Origin of the sequence: Sphingobacterium sp. UBA5670 (assembly GCF_002420705.1) — a bacterium.
Taxonomy (GTDB): domain Bacteria; phylum Bacteroidota; class Bacteroidia; order Sphingobacteriales; family Sphingobacteriaceae; genus Sphingobacterium.
In genome coordinates this window covers 322,671-338,755 of the sequence record NZ_DIIM01000018.1, presented here as the reverse complement: position 1 = coordinate 338,755, position 16,085 = coordinate 322,671, and the positions used below count along the sequence as shown (strand labels likewise).

Below are 16,085 nucleotides of genomic sequence, written 5' to 3'. Positions count from 1 at the left end.
CGAAAATAATTAAAAATTGAAATACTAAAATCATGCTAGATTTTGCAAAAAGTGACGGCCTCGTTCCAGTGATTGTGCAGGACTTCCAAACGTTGGAAGTGTTGATGTTAGGCTATATGAACGAGAAAGCTTGGGAGAAGACACAAGCAGAGAAACGCGTCACGTTTTTCTCCCGAAGCAAGAATCGCCTTTGGACAAAAGGGGAGGAAAGTGGAAACTTTTTGAATGTAAAAAGCATCCATGTTGATTGCGATAAGGATACTGTTTTGATCAAAGCAGAACCAATGGGACCTACCTGTCATACGGGGAGCAGAAGCTGTTTTAATACAGACTTCAACCAAAACTTTCTGTTGGAGCTAGAGCGTATTGTTAACCATCGCTATGAACATCCTTCTGACGAATCTTATGTCAATCGTCTGCGTTCTCGCGGTATCAATAAGATTGCGCAAAAGGTTGGCGAGGAAGCCGTAGAAACAGTAATTGCAGCATTGACTGAAACAGATATTGATTTTATCAATGAAACTTCAGACTTATTGTTTCATTTGATCGTATTGTTGCGTGAAAAGGGATTTTCTTTGGAAACAATTGCGAAAAATCTCGAAAGTAGACATCAATAGGTATTTGAAGAAACATCTTGCTTCTTGCCCTGAGCTCCCTTAAAATCGGACAACGGCATTATCGTTGAACAAAATATGAAGCGGAGACAAGGCTTTAAGCTAAGATGACAAAAAGATCTCCGAAGTGCAGTATATTTGTAAATATACTGCACTTCTTGTTTTTACCGACTAGTAAGGCAAATGACGATATCGATGGATATAGGAGCAGTGGTCGGTCGGTAAATAATTTACCTGTATAAAATAAAAAACGAACGTAACGTACCCAATCTGTATAAAGCGGGAAGTATTAGCGAAATGACTATGGATATTACATTAAAATCGACTTTGCCAGGACATCAGAACCCTATTTTCTGCGTAGAAAAGGGTTATTATGCGGATACATTTTTTACGGCTGGTAATGATAAAGGTGTTGTGGAATGGGATATTGAGCATAATGCATTCAAACGTATTCTCTGTGCGGTCAGTTCATCCGTCTATGCCTTACGTTTGATAACCGGTACACCGATTCTTGCCATCGCATTGCGCGAAGGAAAACTGCTTTTTGTCGATGTGGAAGAGCAAAAGCTTGTAGCAAGCATACAACTAAGCACCAAAGCTATTTTTGCATTGGCTTATATGTCCTGGAAAAATGAGCTTTTGGCAGTAGGTGAAGAGGGGACATTGTATGTCATTGATTTGGCAACTTATAAAAGTATTTACGAGAAGCGTATATCCCCAACAACAATTCGCGCAATTGCAATTGATGAAGGACTTGGACGAATAGCCTTGGGCGATAAAGATGGGAAAGTATATCTATTGGATAGTACTGACTTTCATATGATCACTGATTTAAAATTGCATAGTATGCCCGCAACTTCTCTGGCGTTTATCCATAATAAGTTGTTAAGTGGTGGACGGGATGCGCAATTAGTGATTTCGAATCCAAACCAATTGCATGATAATTTCTCTTTTGTACCCCATCTTTTTACCGTATATGGGATATATCCGCATCCAGAAGCTCCGATTTTTGCTACGGTAAGCCGCGATAAATCTTTGAAATTCTGGTCTACAGATGACTTCGCCTTATTGAAAAATATGAGCCGTGAGAAAATGCAGGATGGCCATCATTTATCTGTTAATGCTGGAGCATGGTCGCAAAATGGACAGTATTTCTTCAGCGTAAGTGATGATAAATTAGTGAAAATATGGGAAATTAAAAAAAATAAATAAGCTTGTAGCGAATTCATAAGTATTCCGTTAACTATAGTAATTATAAATTTAATTGACCATATAGTTATATTTTATGAAAAGAATTTGGCTCATTTTGTTGGGTTGTATTGCGCTTTCGGGCTGTGATAAAATCGAAAGTAAAGGAATGTATCTAGCTAGCATTCCCATATCTGAAACCATGGAAAGTATCCGGGCTAAAGCTAATCCTGTAAGTAGTCCTACCCCAATTGTACAAACAGGAAAGATCTATATTTATCAAGATTACTTGTTTATCAACGAGCCTGGGAAAGGTATTCATATCTTTAATAACGTCGATCCTTCAAAACCTCTGGCAATTGCCTTTTTGAGTATTCCTGGCAATGTGGATCTTGCTGTTCTAGACGGAAAGCTATATGCCGATAGTTATACCGATTTGTTGACATTCGACCTTCAAAATCCTGCATCGCCCCAACTGCTGACACGAAATAAGGATGTATTTAAGATGTTGCTTCAAATGGATAACTTCAATAACAGACCAGATCGCATCATTACGGGATACCGAGATAGTCTGGTAAGTTATAGCCAAAAAGATAAATATTCACCTTATGACCGAAAAGACCTTATCTATAATGAAGTCAATGCGGGATCTGGACAGGGGGCATCCATGGCGCGATTTACCATTGCAAATAAACATCTATACGCCGTCGACCAAACGACTTTACACCTTTTTAATGTGCAGAATGCAAGTAAACCGGCTTATGTAAAGGACATCAAAATAGGCCCCGGTATTGAAACAATTTTTCCGTTCAAAAATAGTCTGTTTATCGGTTCCAATACAGGGATGGTGATTTATGATATTACGACGGCTTCTGCTCCGGTGGAGCTGTCAAGGTATGCCCATATACGTGCTTGTGATCCCGTCGTTGTCAATGAGAAATATGCCTTTGTAACTTTACGCGCAGGCGTGGTATGTGGTGGGCAGCAGAATTTATTGGAAGTGATCGATATTCGGGACCTGACGAAACCTATGCTGAAAAATAGCTTCACTTTGGAGAACCCCTACGGCCTGGCGCTAGCAGACCAAACCTTATATGTCTGTGATGGAAAATCTGGATTGAAATCATTCGATGCCAGTGATGTCAGCCAAATAGGTAATAAGCTTTTAGAAACTCACAAAGATCTGATGAGCCTGGATGTTATCGCTGGACCAAAATCGCTCATTGTCGTGGGACAGGATGGGGTCCATCAATATGATTATAGCAATAAGGCTAAATTGAAAGCTTTAAGTGTCATTTCTGTTACTAAATCCAACTAAAATCAACTGCTCATTATTTCCTTATATGAAGAGATTATTTATTGCCTTGTTGGCTCTTTCGACTGCTTTCTATGCCAGTGCCCAAACAAAAAGGTATACAAATCACAATGAAATTTCGGTCATTACTTACGGTCCAGCATTTTTAGAGTCTGGATTTGGGCTGCATACATTCCATGGGCTGCAGATTCATGAAAATATCGCTCTGGGCCTCAACACTGGGCTGGATCGATATCCTGTAAATGGTGAAGGATCAAAATGGTTTTTGCCACTTTCAGCAAAAGTTAATTATGTGGAATTCCCGGACAGAAAACGTAGTTTTTTCGCGGGATTGGATCTAGGTTATGGTTTTGCTTTTCTGAATAAAAATCTATCCGAGAAGAATTTGAAATATGAATATCAGGGCGGCTTGTTGGTAAATCCACAGCTGGGTTGGCGCTTTAAATTTAAGAACTCAGCGAAATATTGGTCTTTGGCAACGGGATACCGGTATCAGCACTATAGCCGAAAGGATACTTATACGCGTCCCTCAGCAAACTTACCAGACACTAGCATAGGGTACGGAACAACACAAATGGATAAAAAATATGATCTGCACCGTTTTACTTTACAGGTAGGATTTGGTTTTTAGGTATCGATCGGATGTTTTTTTGGATTAACAGGTGTCGATAGCTTGAATTATAAAAAAATAGCGTAAGTATACGGTCCGTTTTTCAAATCTAGGCCGATATTTACGCTATTTCACTCTTCAGTTGTGGAGCTTACTTATTCGCTGTCTAAAAGCTGTAATATCTGCGTAAGGTATTTCTCATCGACTTCATCAAAACTATTTAATTCACTGCTGTCAACGTCCAGCACAGCAATAATTTCTCCCTGTTTAAAAACCGGTAGAACAATTTCGGATTGCGAGAGCGAACTGCAGGCAATATGCCCTGGAAATTGTTCCACATCAGGAACAATCAATGTTTTTTCCTGTGCCCAGGCACCGCCACATACACCACGGCCTTTTTTGATACGTGTGCATGCAACGGGCCCCTGAAAGGGGCCTAATACGAGCTCTTCGCCATCAACAAGATAGAATCCAACCCAGAAAAAATTGAATTGTTCTTTCAATGCAGCGGCGATGTTAGCCAGATTGGCAATTTGATTAGGCTCGCCTTGCAATAGTCCCCCAATCTGAGGAAGTAAATTTTGATATTGTTCTTCTTTGCTACCTTTAGCTATTTGTAAATCCTCTGCCATAAAAATCTATGTAAAAAAAATAATCATGCATTTGCTATCCGGATTACAATTGCCAAGCATGTTTTGCCTGTCCGGAAAGCTTCACGGCATATTGAGTTCCAACCTGCATGAAATGAAAAAGCGCTAATACGCTGTTCAAAGTTAACAGAATATTAGCGCTTTCTTATCAGGCAAATGTTATTATTTCTTTGTGTTGATAATATTCACCCGAATGTAGTTGCTTCTTTTGCCGGAAGGCGTTACAACAACAGCTTTGAAAACACGTTCCTTACTATTAGGAACCGTAATTTTCACTGGACCTGTATATTCTAAATCCAATTCTGAAGGATCGTAGTTGTCCAATGTGTAATAAATTTTGGCCCCTTCAACAGATGGTTTCAAGCCTCTGATCGTATATTCCGAAGCATATACGGTGCTGTCTGTTATGCCATATACTTCTGGGACACGATAGAATGTATTGGTTTGGTCAAGTTTAGCGAGCTGATTTGCTGCACGTTGTTCTGAGAAATTTTTCCAGTTCTTTTTCTCCGGTTGTGTCCAAGCGATTTCAGAAAGTGCCAATACACGCGGTAACACTGTAAATTCGACTTTATTGGATGATCCAATATACTCTGTCCAAATATTTGCTTGTACACCTAACACGTGTTTCTTGTTGTTTTCAGCAATTTTGCTAGGCATTGGGTCTGACGCATATACCTTGCTCAATGTAGAAAGTCCGCCGATACTTAAAGGCTCTCTGTTTTGATCAGGACCCTGTTTGTGATCGAAGTATAGACCATAACTGTTTGCCGTAATGATCACATCGTGACCTTGATTGGCTGCATCAATTGCACCTTGGTCACCTCTCCAGCTCATGACAGTCGCATTAGGCGCTAAACCGCCCTCTAAGATCTCATCCCATCCGATGATACGTTTACCTTTGCTATTGATGTATTTTTCCATACGTTGGATAAAATAGCTCTGTAACTCATGTTCATCTTTGAGGTTGTTATCTTTGATTCTTTTTTGACAAAATGGACATGTTTTCCATTTTGTTTTTGGACACTCATCACCACCGATGTGTATATATTCGCTAGGGAATAGGGGAATGACTTCGTCAATTACATCTTCCAGCAACTTAAATGTTTCTTCTTTTCCTGCACAGAAAACATCGTCAAACACACCCCATGTTTGGGCAGCAGTGTATGGTCCCGGTTTATCACCGCAGCCTAATTCTGGATAAGCAGATAGTGCTGCTAATGCATGTCCTGGCATCTCAATTTCGGGGATAACCGTTACATATTTGGATTTTGCGTAGGCAACGACCTCTTTGATCTGATCCTGGGTATAGAAACCACCGTACGGTGTGTTGTCATAATCGCCATCTGTCTTGTAATTACCTAGGAGCGTTTGCTTGCGGTAACCACCAATTTGCGTCAACTTTGGATGAGATTTGATCTCTATACGCCAACCTTGATCGTCTGTCAAATGCCAATGGAACGTATTCAATTTGTAAGATGCCAGAATATCAATGTATTTTTTAACAAATTCTACCGGAAAGAAGTGACGGCCAACATCGAGATGCAATCCACGGTAGGCAAAACGAGGCTCATCCTGAATTGAAGCCTGTTGAATTTCAATACTGGCTTTTTTATCTACAGGAAGCAATTGGATCAAGGATTGCATGCCATAAAATAGACCGGCAGCTTTTCCGCTAATAGTCGCGCGGTCTGAACCGATGTTAAGCTCATACGCTTCAGCATGAGTAGATTTAGCATTTTTGGAGGAGAAATAGATACAATTGCTGCTCGCTGACTTCACTAAGGATAAGTTGAGGTTATAGTTGCTTTTCAGGAAGTCCTGAAATAAAGTGGCAACTTTTTTGTCTTCTTCGCTATCAAAGGCGATTTTGGTGTTTGTGTTGATTTTGAATGTGCCATTTTTAATTTGAACCTGTTGCGGTAATGGCACAATGTTCAAGATAGCATCTTTCTTTTCTTGCGCAAATACTGCTGCTCCTAAACTTAGAGCCAGCGCAAGTGAAAATAGTTTCTTCATGCGTGAGATTATAACTGAAATAAGAAGCTCTAAAAATAGGTGAATAAATACGTTTTAGCAAAGAGAAAATGTAACAAATAGGGTATGAAAACACTGTTAACCGTGTCTCTGGGTACTTAGAAGCAGCTAGGATAACAGCCTGTTTGTGCTAGATCAATCGTTTGTTTAAGTGGTTAAATGGATCATTTTATTTCGGCGGATGGGATCTAAATTCATGTAAAAAAATGTGCTTCTTAAATGTTTCTATCTGTGTTCTACTGAACAGTTGTTCAGGAATGGACGCCTGTTTTTTAACGCAAGGAGAGAGCGTACATTATTTCCTATTGTCGCCAATACAAACACAGCGGAATCTGCTTTTTCCGGAAAAAGTCTCATAAACGCCATTTATAAAGATGACTACAATTGGTTAATTAGGCTGTAGTTTACATAAGGTAGGTGTTAAAACTGGAACATCCTAATACCAAGTTCGGACTAATCACAATTTTTAATCAGTTTTGAGACAGTAATCAGTCAATGTTTATTCAGCCCACACTGACTGATTACTGAACAAGCACTGAACGATCACTGAACAAGCACTGTCAAAAGGCCGAATTTGGTCCCTATTTGATCTCCGTTTGCTGTACCTAAAAACCAAAGCGAAAAGAAGAAAGGGCTATGCCTTTGTAAAGAATAAATCGCTGTTGTGATGCTTCCTTTTTAGTCTTCGACTTATTGCAAAACTGAGGTTCGGGAAATGACAAAGGAACCCGAAGGTTCCTTTATATCTTTTTCGCAACAGCATTAGCAGTACGTATCCGTTATCTAATGATTGATATCGGATGAGTTCAGCAAATGTGTATGCATTAAAGTCGTTTCAGCGCCAGTTTGATCATGTCTTCGACGGAAAGATTGGTTTCGGTCTTTAGAATGGCGTTTAATACTTTCTCTGCTGCGGCTTTGTTGAATCCAAGCATCACCAGTGCTGACAAGGCTTCGTCCGGTACGGATTGAGATTGAATCGGTGTTGCCAAAGCTTCGAAGCCCTGCTTTTTCAATTTATCCTGAAGCTCCAATATAAGTCGCTGTGCTGTTTTAGGACCAATTCCTTTAATCTTTTGAATCAGGGCGACCTGACCGTTGACAATAGCCGACTGGATTTCATCTGGTGTGTTTGACGAGAGGATCATTCGGCCTGTATTTGGACCGATGCCAGAAACGGAGATCAGATTTTCAAATAGTTTTTTCTCGCCTTCTGTCGCAAAGCCATAAAGCGTATGTGAATCTTCCCGAACTTGCAGTGAAATAAATAATTTACAATTTTCCTGATCCTTGATTTGGGAAAAGGTATAAAGAGAGATGTGGACATAATAGCCAATCCCACTCACATCGATAACAACATGAGTGGGGGCTTTATATGCTAATTTTCCATTGAAATATTCGTACATAGTACACGAATATAGGAAGATTTTAAGCGATTCTATAAATTTTTAAGATGTGCTTGTACGTCTACTACAGCAATGGTAACCATATTGACGATTTCGCGCACCGAGCTATCCAATTGCAACACGTGAATTGGTTTGTTCATACCCAAAAGGATTGGACCTACCGCTTCCGCTTCACCAACTTCTTGCAATAGTTTATAAGCGATATTTCCTGATTCCAAGTTAGGGAATACAAGTGTATTCGCTGATTTTCCATTTAGGCAGCTGAAAGGAAAATTCGCTGTCAGCATTTCGCTATTGAGTGCGAAGTTGGCCTGTAAATCACCATCAGCTATAATTTCTGGATGCTGATCGTGTAGGATCTGTGCAGCAGCTCTTACTTTGGTTGGTGTTTTTCCTTCGCTGGAACCAAAGTTAGAGTAAGATAGTAACGCAATACGTGGCTGAATGTTCATACGTCTCACAGCTTTATCCAGTAGCAAGGTAATGTCTGCTAATTCTTGTGCTGTAGGGTCTTCATTTACGGTTGTATCACCCATGAAGATCGGACCTTTTTTAGTTAACATCATATACATCCCTGCGACACGGCTGCCTGGTTTAGCACCGATTACGTGCAATGCCGGACGGATTGTATTTGCATAATTTTTGGTCATACCGGAAATTAGAGTATCCGCTTCGCCGAACTCCACTAAAGAGGCGCCAAAATAGTTACGGTCGTACATCAACTTACGAGCATCGTATTTCGATATACCACGACGTTGTCTTTTGATGTAAAGATGCTCGATAAATTTCTTGGAACGCTCCGTTTCATTGTCAACTTCAGCAACAGGATCGATGATTTCAAGGCCATCCAATTCAAAAGCATACTCTTTGATTAGACGTTCGATTTTATCTTTTCGACCTAAAAGAATTGGAATAGCAATGCCTTCTTCCTTAACGATCTGCGCTGCACGCAAAGTTTTGTAATTGTCTGCTTCGGCAAAAACAACACGTTTAGGATCTCTTTTAGCAGCCATGGTTAAGTTGCGCATAATCGCATCATCTTTACCAAGACGTTTACGTAGGGCATCGCTGTATTGATCCCAGTCTTCGATCACGCTTTGTGCCACACCCGATGCGATAGCGGCTTTAGCAACAGCCATAGAAACTTCAGTGATCAAACGCGGATCGGTAGGTTTTGGAATAATATATTCTTCCGAGAATTTTAAATTGCTGGTGTTATAGGCTTGATTTACTTCTTCCGGAACAGGTTGTTTCGCCAAATCTGCAATGGCACGTACCGCGGCAATTTTCATTTCTTCGTTAATTGCTGTTGCACGTACGTCCAAAGCACCACGGAAGATATAGGGGAACCCCAATACGTTATTTACCTGGTTAGGATAATCTGAACGGCCTGTACCCATGATAATATCGTTACGCGTAGCCATCGCCAAATCATAAGCAATCTCAGGATTTGGATTTGCCATCGCCAATACAATCGGGTTTGGAGCCATCGATAACAACATCTCTGCCGACATGACATCTGCTGCCGATAGACCGATAAATACATCCGAATCTTTTACAGCATCTGCCAGGGTACGAATATCGCGATCTGTTGCATATTGTGCTTTCATACTGTCCAGATTTTCTCTGTCAGTACGGATGACACCTTTGCTATCCAGCATCACAATATTTTCCTTGCTAGCACCTACTGAAATATACATTGCCGTACATGACATTGCAGCTGCGCCAGCGCCATTCACGACGATTTTCACTTTAGAAATATCTTTTCCGATAATTTCACAGGCATTGATCAATGCGGCACCCGAAATGATTGCCGTACCATGCTGGTCATCGTGCATCACTGGGATGTTCATTTCTTCTTTTAGACGACGTTCGATTTCAAAACATTCCGGTGCTTTGATATCTTCTAGGTTGATACCCCCAAAAGTAGGTTCCAATGCTTTGACGATGTTGACAAACTCATCGACATTTTTGGTGTCCACTTCGATGTCAAATACATCAATGTCGGCAAAAATTTTGAATAATAAACCCTTACCTTCCATGACTGGTTTACCAGCTTGGGCGCCGATATCACCTAAGCCCAACACTGCCGTACCATTACTGATAACAGCAACAAGGTTTCCTTTTGCGGTATATTTATAAGCATCTTCTTTGTTCTCAGCAATAGCCAAACATGGCTCCGCTACACCCGGAGAATATGCTAATGATAAGTCTCTTTGCGAATTTGTTGGTTTGGTCGGAACAACAGCTATTTTACCAGGTCTACCCATTGCGTGGTAGTTTAACGCTGCCTGTTTACGATTAGTGTTACTCATTACGATTTTATTAATTTAAGGCTACAAATCTATCATTCTTTTTGATAATTGGAAATATTTGCCAATATCTTATTATAATTAGACAATAATATGTTACTTCAGGACATCCAACAGTTTAAACATTTGCTGACGCATGCTGGACGCCGACCCAGAATAGTTATTGACCAGCAAAGTATAGGTAAAAGACTGTCCTGTTTTACTGGTATGTACACCTGTATAACCAAGTACGCCACCAATTGTACCACTTTTCATCTTCATATTGTTATACGTAGGAAGACTTTCGTAGAAGGCAGGGTACCAACTTTGTTTTTGAGCATACTGCATAATCTTATTCATGGCTGATGTGGTCACCCTATTTTGAGGAGATAGACCAGAACCATCCATACTATTGAGTTCACTGGATTTTATGCCTAATTTTGCATTCCAATATTTCTGTATATAATAGGCGCCATCGTCGGTCCCCGTTTTACCCGCTGTCGTATAGGCGATCGCTTTCAACAAGGCTTCTCCATAGAGGTTGATGCTCTTTTGGTTAAACCAGTAGACAATTTTGTCTAAGGTCGGGGATAGGTGGATATCCAGGGTTTGTTTCTTTGAAACATCGACTGAATCCATCTTTGTTCCGGTGGCAGGCAGCTCACTTGCAACAATACCGTTGTTGTTTAAGACTTCGTGTAATTGATAAGCGAGATCGTAAGCTGGGTCTGGAGAGGCGAGCTCAATTGTTTTCTTGAGATCTTGGCCATAAGAACCGCGAACAAATATCTTGGTTGAATAGGGGGCAGCATAGGCGTACACATTGTCGCCGCTTCCCGATTTACCCGTGGTTGTTTCATTGATAATTTCCAGATAGGGAACATGGGTTGTATAGTTAAGGACCTCCGCTTTGGCGCCCACCTTATTGCTTGGGCTGAAATTTATACCAAAAGCGTTCTCACACCAATTGAGCGAAGAAATCCCCGCGCCGTAATAGTTGCCCATGTCGGTCCAGATCCACCCGCCCGGAAGCTGGTTTCCATTATAAAGTCTGTCATCGGCGATGATCGCCCCATTAATACTTTTGATACCGGTATTTTGTATCGCTGTAAGCCACTTGTTCAGTATCGTTGTTGCCTGGGTCTCCGGATAGCGGGTACTGCCAAGGGTGGGATCCCCCGTACCTGTCACAATAATATTTCCGTTTAACACACCATTCTCGTCAATCTCCCCAGTATAATACAAGGTTGTTTTGAACTGATAATTTTTGCCCAGGAAATCCAGCGCTGTAGCCGAAGTGATTACCTTCATGGTGGAGGCGGTCGCCAGTCCGATATTCTCATTCGCTGCGAATACAGTTTGGCCTGTTTTTCCGTCGAAAACTATCAATGAGCTTAAACCATTCCTGAGGCTTTCCTGATTTTGAAACTGTGTAAAAGCATCCTGGATTTTACTGCGAAGATCCTGTGCAAATAGCGGAGTGGTAACGGTCGTTAACGCGTAAGTAGAAAAAGCAATGGTACTTAGCACAAATTGGTTCATATATCATATTTTTTATCGTCCTATGGTATATCCTTATACCCTGATTTATTTTCGACCAAACACGGGTATCTATAGTCGTGCTGGCAGTCATGGATATTTCATCGGATTTATCATGATGACTTGAACGCAGCCTATTTTAAGGCAATAGCGTTCGCTGTGTTTCGTTTGTTTTATTTGGCTTAAAGTTAGGCATTCGCCCCTAAAAAATCCTAACTTGCGTAAAATTGTATAAACGACATGAAGCATATCGAAAAATTAGCTGCCATTCGTGAGGCGATGAAGGTTCAGGGAATCGATGGATATATCATCCCATCATCGGATCCTCATATTAGTGAATATCTACCAGAACGTTATAAATGCATCGCCTGGGCATCGGGTTTTACAGGATCAGCAGGCACATTGGCAATCACGCAGGATTTTGCGGGCCTTTGGACTGATTCTCGCTATTTTGTCCAAGCGGCAGAACAATTGGCTGGAACAGGTTTTGAATTGGTGAAATTGAAAGCACAAGGAGCTGCGGAGTACGCTGATTGGTTGGGAGAGCAGTTGAGTGCTGGCGCTAAAGTTGCTTTTGACGGCAATCTTGCTTCTTTATTGGTGGCCCAGTCTGTTCAGCATACTTTGGAGCCATTGGAGATCAAAGTGGATGGTCACGTTGATCTGTTGTCATCATTATGGGAGGGGAGACCAGAGCTGCCTAAGGCACAGGCCTACCTGTTGAGCGAAAATATTACGGGACAGTCAACGGTCTCTAAAATTGAGGCTGTCCGTGCGGAGATGAAAAAGAATAGGACCGAGGCGCATCTGATTTCATCGCTGGATGACTTAGCCTGGTTATTAAATATCCGTGGTCAGGATGTCCCGTGTAATCCTGTTGTTTTGGGTTTTGTGCTGATCACTGCCGATAAGGCAACACTGTATATCGAACCTTCAAAGCTGACAGCACAGGCAACTGAGGAACTCAAAGGCTACGGAGTGGATGTTGCGGATTATGAAGAGATCTTTGAAACAATTCCGACATTGGAGGTGACATCCATTCTTATCGATCCGAAACGTACCTGTTTCGCTGTTTTTGACAGCGTACCTAAACAGGTTAAAATTGTTGAGAAAATAAATCCTTCGACGAGTTTAAAAGCGATTAAGAATAAGGTCGAAGTTGAAAATAACCGCCATACTTTTGTCAAAGACGGCGTCGCATTGACTCGCTTCTTCAAATGGCTGGAAGAGAATGTTTCCTCTGGGGAACTTTCGGAATTATCCATCGCCGCCAAATTACGCGGATTTCGCGAAAGTCAGGAAGGCTTTGTTGATGTATCGTTTACGACAATTGCGGGGTATTTGGATCACGGTGCCCTGCCGCATTATTCGGCAAATGAAAAATCAAATTATACATTGCAACCTAAAGGTTTGTTATTAGTAGATTCTGGTGGGCAATATAATACGGGTACAACAGATATTACAAGAGTGGTAACGCTTGGAGCTCTTACGCAGGAGGAAAAAGAAGATTATACACTGGTACTCAAGGGAACCATAGAAGGCTCACAAGCGATTTTCCCTACTGGTACGCGCGGTTATCAGATCGATGCAATCACGCGTCGTCCACTGTGGGAAACACTGCGTAATTATGGACATGGTACCGGACATGGTGTAGGCTTCTTCCTGAACGTACACGAAGGTCCGCAAGTGTTCAATCCAGCAGCGATTGATGTGGCTGTTGAACCCGGCATGATTACTTCGATAGAGCCTGGATTGTATCGCGTTGGTAAGCATGGTATCCGTATTGAGAACTTAGTATTGACCCGTAAAGCAGGTTCTTCTGAATTTGGAGACTTTTTAGATTTTGAGACGTTGACTATATGTTATATCGCAACGGATTTGATCGAAAAATCCCTGCTGGATAAAAAACATATCGCTTGGTTGAATAATTATAATCAGTGGGTCTTTGATCAATTGTCAACACATCTTACCGCAGAGGAAAAGAATTGGTTGGCCGAAAAATGCCAAGCCATCTAATAAAGAAAGAATTAAATTACCCCTCAATTGTTAGCTTGAAAACTATTGGGGGGTATTTTTGTGAATTATGATGTTCTAATAAGGCTCTTTTAGAATGCTATAGATGGATTCTTTTCCAAAGGGTTTCAGAATGAAGCCGCTTATAAAGGGATAATTTGCAAGTTGCTCCTGGTCACTTTTGCTTGTCGAGGAGCTAACAATATATATCTTGGTTTTTTTGATAAAATCTGTTCGATCCTCCAAGGTATCCATTAACTCCCAGCCAGTCATAAATGGCATATTGATATCAACAAAAAGTATTGGCGGTATTGAAGATTCAGTAATGTCGTTGTTGTCCAGAAAATCCAATGCATCCAGCGCATTTTTAAAAGAATGGAATTCAATTCTGTATTGTGAAAATCCCTGCAGCATGTAGCCGAATATTGTACGCAAGATGGCGTTGTCATCGATAAGAATTATCTTTCTTTTGTTTTCCTGGTTCATGGTAGTTTAGACTGATTTTTATTGCTGTTCCGACGCAGATTCGGGCGAGTTTTTCGTTGAAAACTTAATCGAAAAAATGCTCCCTTCATCTAGTTCACTTTGTACATCTATCTTTCCACCCAAAGATTCAACTTGATATCGGGTCAGAAATAAGCCAAGGCCCCGACTCTCAAATCCACGGTGAAACACTTTTTTGAACATGAAGAGTTCCGATTTATATTTGGGGAGATTAATACCAAGGCCATTGTCCTTGATGGTCAAAAGGATACCGTCGTTTTCAGCAAAAGTTCGAATTTCAATCTGAGGAGCTCTATTGGAAGGCGTAAATCGCAGTGCGTTACTCATCAGGTTGCTCAAAATACTTTCGAGGTAAATTTTGGGATAATAAATATCCTTTACGTTGAAGTCTATAGAAATTATTGCGTTTTTATGTTGTATTTCGGCGATAAATTGCTGTTGTACTTTTTTAAAAATAGTTAGAAAGTTACAGGTTTCGTAGACTAGTGAATTGTTGGACCGGAGTTCGAGTATGTCGCCCAGGTCATGAAGTGTCTCCGTGAGATCGTTGCCGCTGATACGTAAAAGATCTAAAAAATCATTTTTTATCTTTTCATCGTTGGTAGCTTTGATTTCGTCAATAAGCATTTGGATATTACTTAGCGGGCCTTTTAGATCATGAGCGAGGATGTTGGCAAATTCTTCCAGTTGTCGTATTTTGGTTTCAAGATCTATTTTGACTAAATCCGATTCAATTTTTTGTCTTTTTAGGATTTCGATATTCTTCTTTGATTCGGAAATATCCTGAACCTGAACGATCAGAAATTGTGCTGTATTGGCATTATCAAAAACTGCCGCAACCGTTACAGAACACCATACAAAATGACCTAATTTATGTAGATAGCGTTTTTGAAGCGTGAATGCGTCTATTTCACCCCTGACAAGTTTCTTCCGAAGTTCAACATCCTTATGTATATCGTCTGGGTGTGTCCTTTCAGTAAACTTGGTTGTCGACATTTCTTCATGAGAATAACCAAGAATTTTGGTCAACATGTTGTTGGATTCTATACAGTAACCTTCGAGACTTGTCAAAGAGATTCCCAAACCCGATAAATGAAATGCTTGGTTAAACTTATGTTCATTGAATTTACTCTTCTCATTGGACTCCACTTGTTTTGTAATGTCAGATATAACTAGGGCTACCCTGTTCTGGGCTCGATGTATCGGTTTAATCTGTAAGCGATACCATTTATCCTTGTGATCTTTTAAATTGGATTGAAAATCCATCTTAAGTTCGCGATCCAATTTTAATGAATTTTGTATTAATTGAAGAGCGGGTACCGCAAGATCGGGCGGGAAAAGTTCCGTGACACTCTTATTTAAAAACTCTTCCGGGGTGTAGAACAATAGATCCGGATTGTTGGTCCAATAATTTTTAAACACCCCTGTATCTGTTACTTCAAATACGAGATCATTCAATGAAGCAACAAGCAACTGTAGCTGGTGCTGTTTATCTTCTAGTACACGGTTTTTATTGACCAATTTCGAGACATCGATAAACGAAATCAAAAGACCCTTATTGTTGTCTTCATCCATAAGATGAATGGTAAATTGATACCATCTAAATTGTTCGTCTTCTTTTCGTCCTAGGATAATTTCATTTTGGTTTTGGTTTTTTGAAAGGGCGATGAAAAAAGGAGTTTCTGTAGGGGGTAGTATAGAAAGATCATCTGCTGCGTAAAACGTAATTAACTCATGTATCTTGTTGGTATCTTTGGTGTTTTCGAGTGCTAAAAGCTCCTTCGCACGGTTGTTAAACTGTAGAATAGTACCATCTTCTGTGGTCGTGATTAATCCTTCCAACCTTGTGTTAAAGGCTTGGTCCGAAAGCACTGATAAAGAGTCCCGTTGCAGATGCATTATCCAACAATGTTTAGGA

The 16,085-nt window shown here is 40.6% G+C and carries 12 protein-coding genes; 5 read left to right on the top strand and 7 right to left on the bottom strand.

The window, feature by feature from the left end:
- Positions 1-32 precede the first annotated feature (32 nt).
- From hisIE to B3C94_RS15655, 4 genes are all read left to right on the top strand, one after another.
- Positions 33-617, top strand: coding sequence for a bifunctional phosphoribosyl-AMP cyclohydrolase/phosphoribosyl-ATP diphosphatase HisIE (gene hisIE, locus B3C94_RS15670; RefSeq protein WP_293905288.1), 585 nt, complete (start codon positions 33-35; stop codon positions 615-617).
- Positions 618-917: 300 nt separating this feature from the next.
- Positions 918-1,826, top strand: a complete 909-nt coding sequence (locus B3C94_RS15665; RefSeq protein ID WP_293905286.1) for a WD40 repeat domain-containing protein — start codon at positions 918-920, stop codon at positions 1,824-1,826.
- Between the two features lie 73 nt (positions 1,827-1,899).
- A complete protein-coding gene (locus B3C94_RS15660) occupies positions 1,900-3,120 on the top strand; it encodes an LVIVD repeat-containing protein (RefSeq protein ID WP_293905284.1) in 1,221 nt (406 codons plus the stop codon).
- A 25-nt stretch (positions 3,121-3,145) separates the two neighbouring features.
- Complete coding sequence (locus B3C94_RS15655; RefSeq protein WP_293905282.1) at positions 3,146-3,748, top strand: hypothetical protein; 603 nt, start codon at positions 3,146-3,148, stop codon at positions 3,746-3,748.
- Positions 3,749-3,882: 134 nt separating this feature from the next.
- On the opposite strand, the gene B3C94_RS15650 is transcribed toward B3C94_RS15655, so the two are convergent.
- The 5 genes from B3C94_RS15650 to dacB form a co-directional block, all read right to left on the bottom strand.
- A complete protein-coding gene (locus B3C94_RS15650; RefSeq protein ID WP_293905280.1) occupies positions 3,883-4,359 on the bottom strand; it encodes a GAF domain-containing protein in 477 nt (158 codons plus the stop codon).
- Positions 4,360-4,539: 180 nt separating this feature from the next.
- Complete coding sequence (locus tag B3C94_RS15645) at positions 4,540-6,396, bottom strand: beta-N-acetylhexosaminidase (RefSeq protein WP_293905278.1); 1,857 nt, start codon at positions 6,394-6,396, stop codon at positions 4,540-4,542.
- Between the two features lie 842 nt (positions 6,397-7,238).
- Positions 7,239-7,820 carry a Holliday junction branch migration protein RuvA gene (gene ruvA, locus B3C94_RS15640; protein WP_293905276.1) on the bottom strand — a complete coding sequence of 194 codons (582 nt, stop codon included), beginning with the start codon at positions 7,818-7,820 and terminating at the stop codon, positions 7,239-7,241.
- A gap of 32 nt (positions 7,821-7,852) precedes the next feature.
- Positions 7,853-10,135: an NADP-dependent malic enzyme gene (locus B3C94_RS15635; RefSeq protein WP_293905274.1), complete on the bottom strand. Its 2,283-nt coding sequence runs from the start codon at positions 10,133-10,135 to the stop codon at positions 7,853-7,855.
- A 93-nt stretch (positions 10,136-10,228) separates the two neighbouring features.
- Positions 10,229-11,653 (bottom strand): D-alanyl-D-alanine carboxypeptidase/D-alanyl-D-alanine endopeptidase, encoded by a 1,425-nt coding sequence (gene dacB, locus B3C94_RS15630; protein ID WP_293905272.1) that lies wholly within the window; start codon positions 11,651-11,653, stop codon positions 10,229-10,231.
- Between the two features lie 237 nt (positions 11,654-11,890).
- Between dacB and B3C94_RS15625 the strand changes: the two genes are divergently transcribed.
- On the top strand, positions 11,891-13,666 hold the full coding sequence (locus tag B3C94_RS15625) for an aminopeptidase P family protein (protein ID WP_293905270.1): 1,776 nt from the start codon (positions 11,891-11,893) through the stop codon (positions 13,664-13,666).
- A 75-nt stretch (positions 13,667-13,741) separates the two neighbouring features.
- Here B3C94_RS15625 and B3C94_RS15620 read toward each other — a convergent pair whose 3' ends face one another.
- Together B3C94_RS15620 and B3C94_RS15615 are read right to left on the bottom strand one after the other, a co-directional pair.
- Positions 13,742-14,149 carry a response regulator gene (locus B3C94_RS15620; protein WP_293905268.1) on the bottom strand — a complete coding sequence of 136 codons (408 nt, stop codon included), beginning with the start codon at positions 14,147-14,149 and terminating at the stop codon, positions 13,742-13,744.
- An 18-nt stretch (positions 14,150-14,167) separates the two neighbouring features.
- Complete coding sequence (locus B3C94_RS15615; protein WP_293905266.1) at positions 14,168-16,066, bottom strand: PAS domain-containing sensor histidine kinase; 1,899 nt, start codon at positions 16,064-16,066, stop codon at positions 14,168-14,170.
- Between the last annotated feature and the right edge of the window lie 19 nt (positions 16,067-16,085).

Bases quoted from the DNA above. Each gene is read 5' to 3' on its own strand.
- B3C94_RS15645 (WP_293905278.1), bottom strand. From the start codon at position 6,396: ATGAAGAAACTATTTTCACTTGCGCTGGCTCTAAGTTTAGGAGCAGCA.
- B3C94_RS15635 (WP_293905274.1), bottom strand. From the start codon at position 10,135: ATGAGTAACACTAATCGTAAACAGGCAGCGTTAAACTACCACGCAATG.
- dacB (WP_293905272.1), bottom strand. From the start codon at position 11,653: ATGAACCAATTTGTGCTAAGTACCATTGCTTTTTCTACTTACGCGTTA.
- B3C94_RS15650 (WP_293905280.1), bottom strand. From the start codon at position 4,359: ATGGCAGAGGATTTACAAATAGCTAAAGGTAGCAAAGAAGAACAATAT.
- ruvA (WP_293905276.1), bottom strand. From the start codon at position 7,820: ATGTACGAATATTTCAATGGAAAATTAGCATATAAAGCCCCCACTCAT.
- B3C94_RS15625 (WP_293905270.1), top strand. From the start codon at position 11,891: ATGAAGCATATCGAAAAATTAGCTGCCATTCGTGAGGCGATGAAGGTT.
- B3C94_RS15615 (WP_293905266.1), bottom strand. From the start codon at position 16,066: ATGCATCTGCAACGGGACTCTTTATCAGTGCTTTCGGACCAAGCCTTT.
- B3C94_RS15655 (WP_293905282.1), top strand. From the start codon at position 3,146: ATGAAGAGATTATTTATTGCCTTGTTGGCTCTTTCGACTGCTTTCTAT.
- B3C94_RS15665 (WP_293905286.1), top strand. From the start codon at position 918: ATGGATATTACATTAAAATCGACTTTGCCAGGACATCAGAACCCTATT.
- B3C94_RS15660 (WP_293905284.1), top strand. From the start codon at position 1,900: ATGAAAAGAATTTGGCTCATTTTGTTGGGTTGTATTGCGCTTTCGGGC.
- hisIE (WP_293905288.1), top strand. From the start codon at position 33: ATGCTAGATTTTGCAAAAAGTGACGGCCTCGTTCCAGTGATTGTGCAG.
- B3C94_RS15620 (WP_293905268.1), bottom strand. From the start codon at position 14,149: ATGAACCAGGAAAACAAAAGAAAGATAATTCTTATCGATGACAACGCC.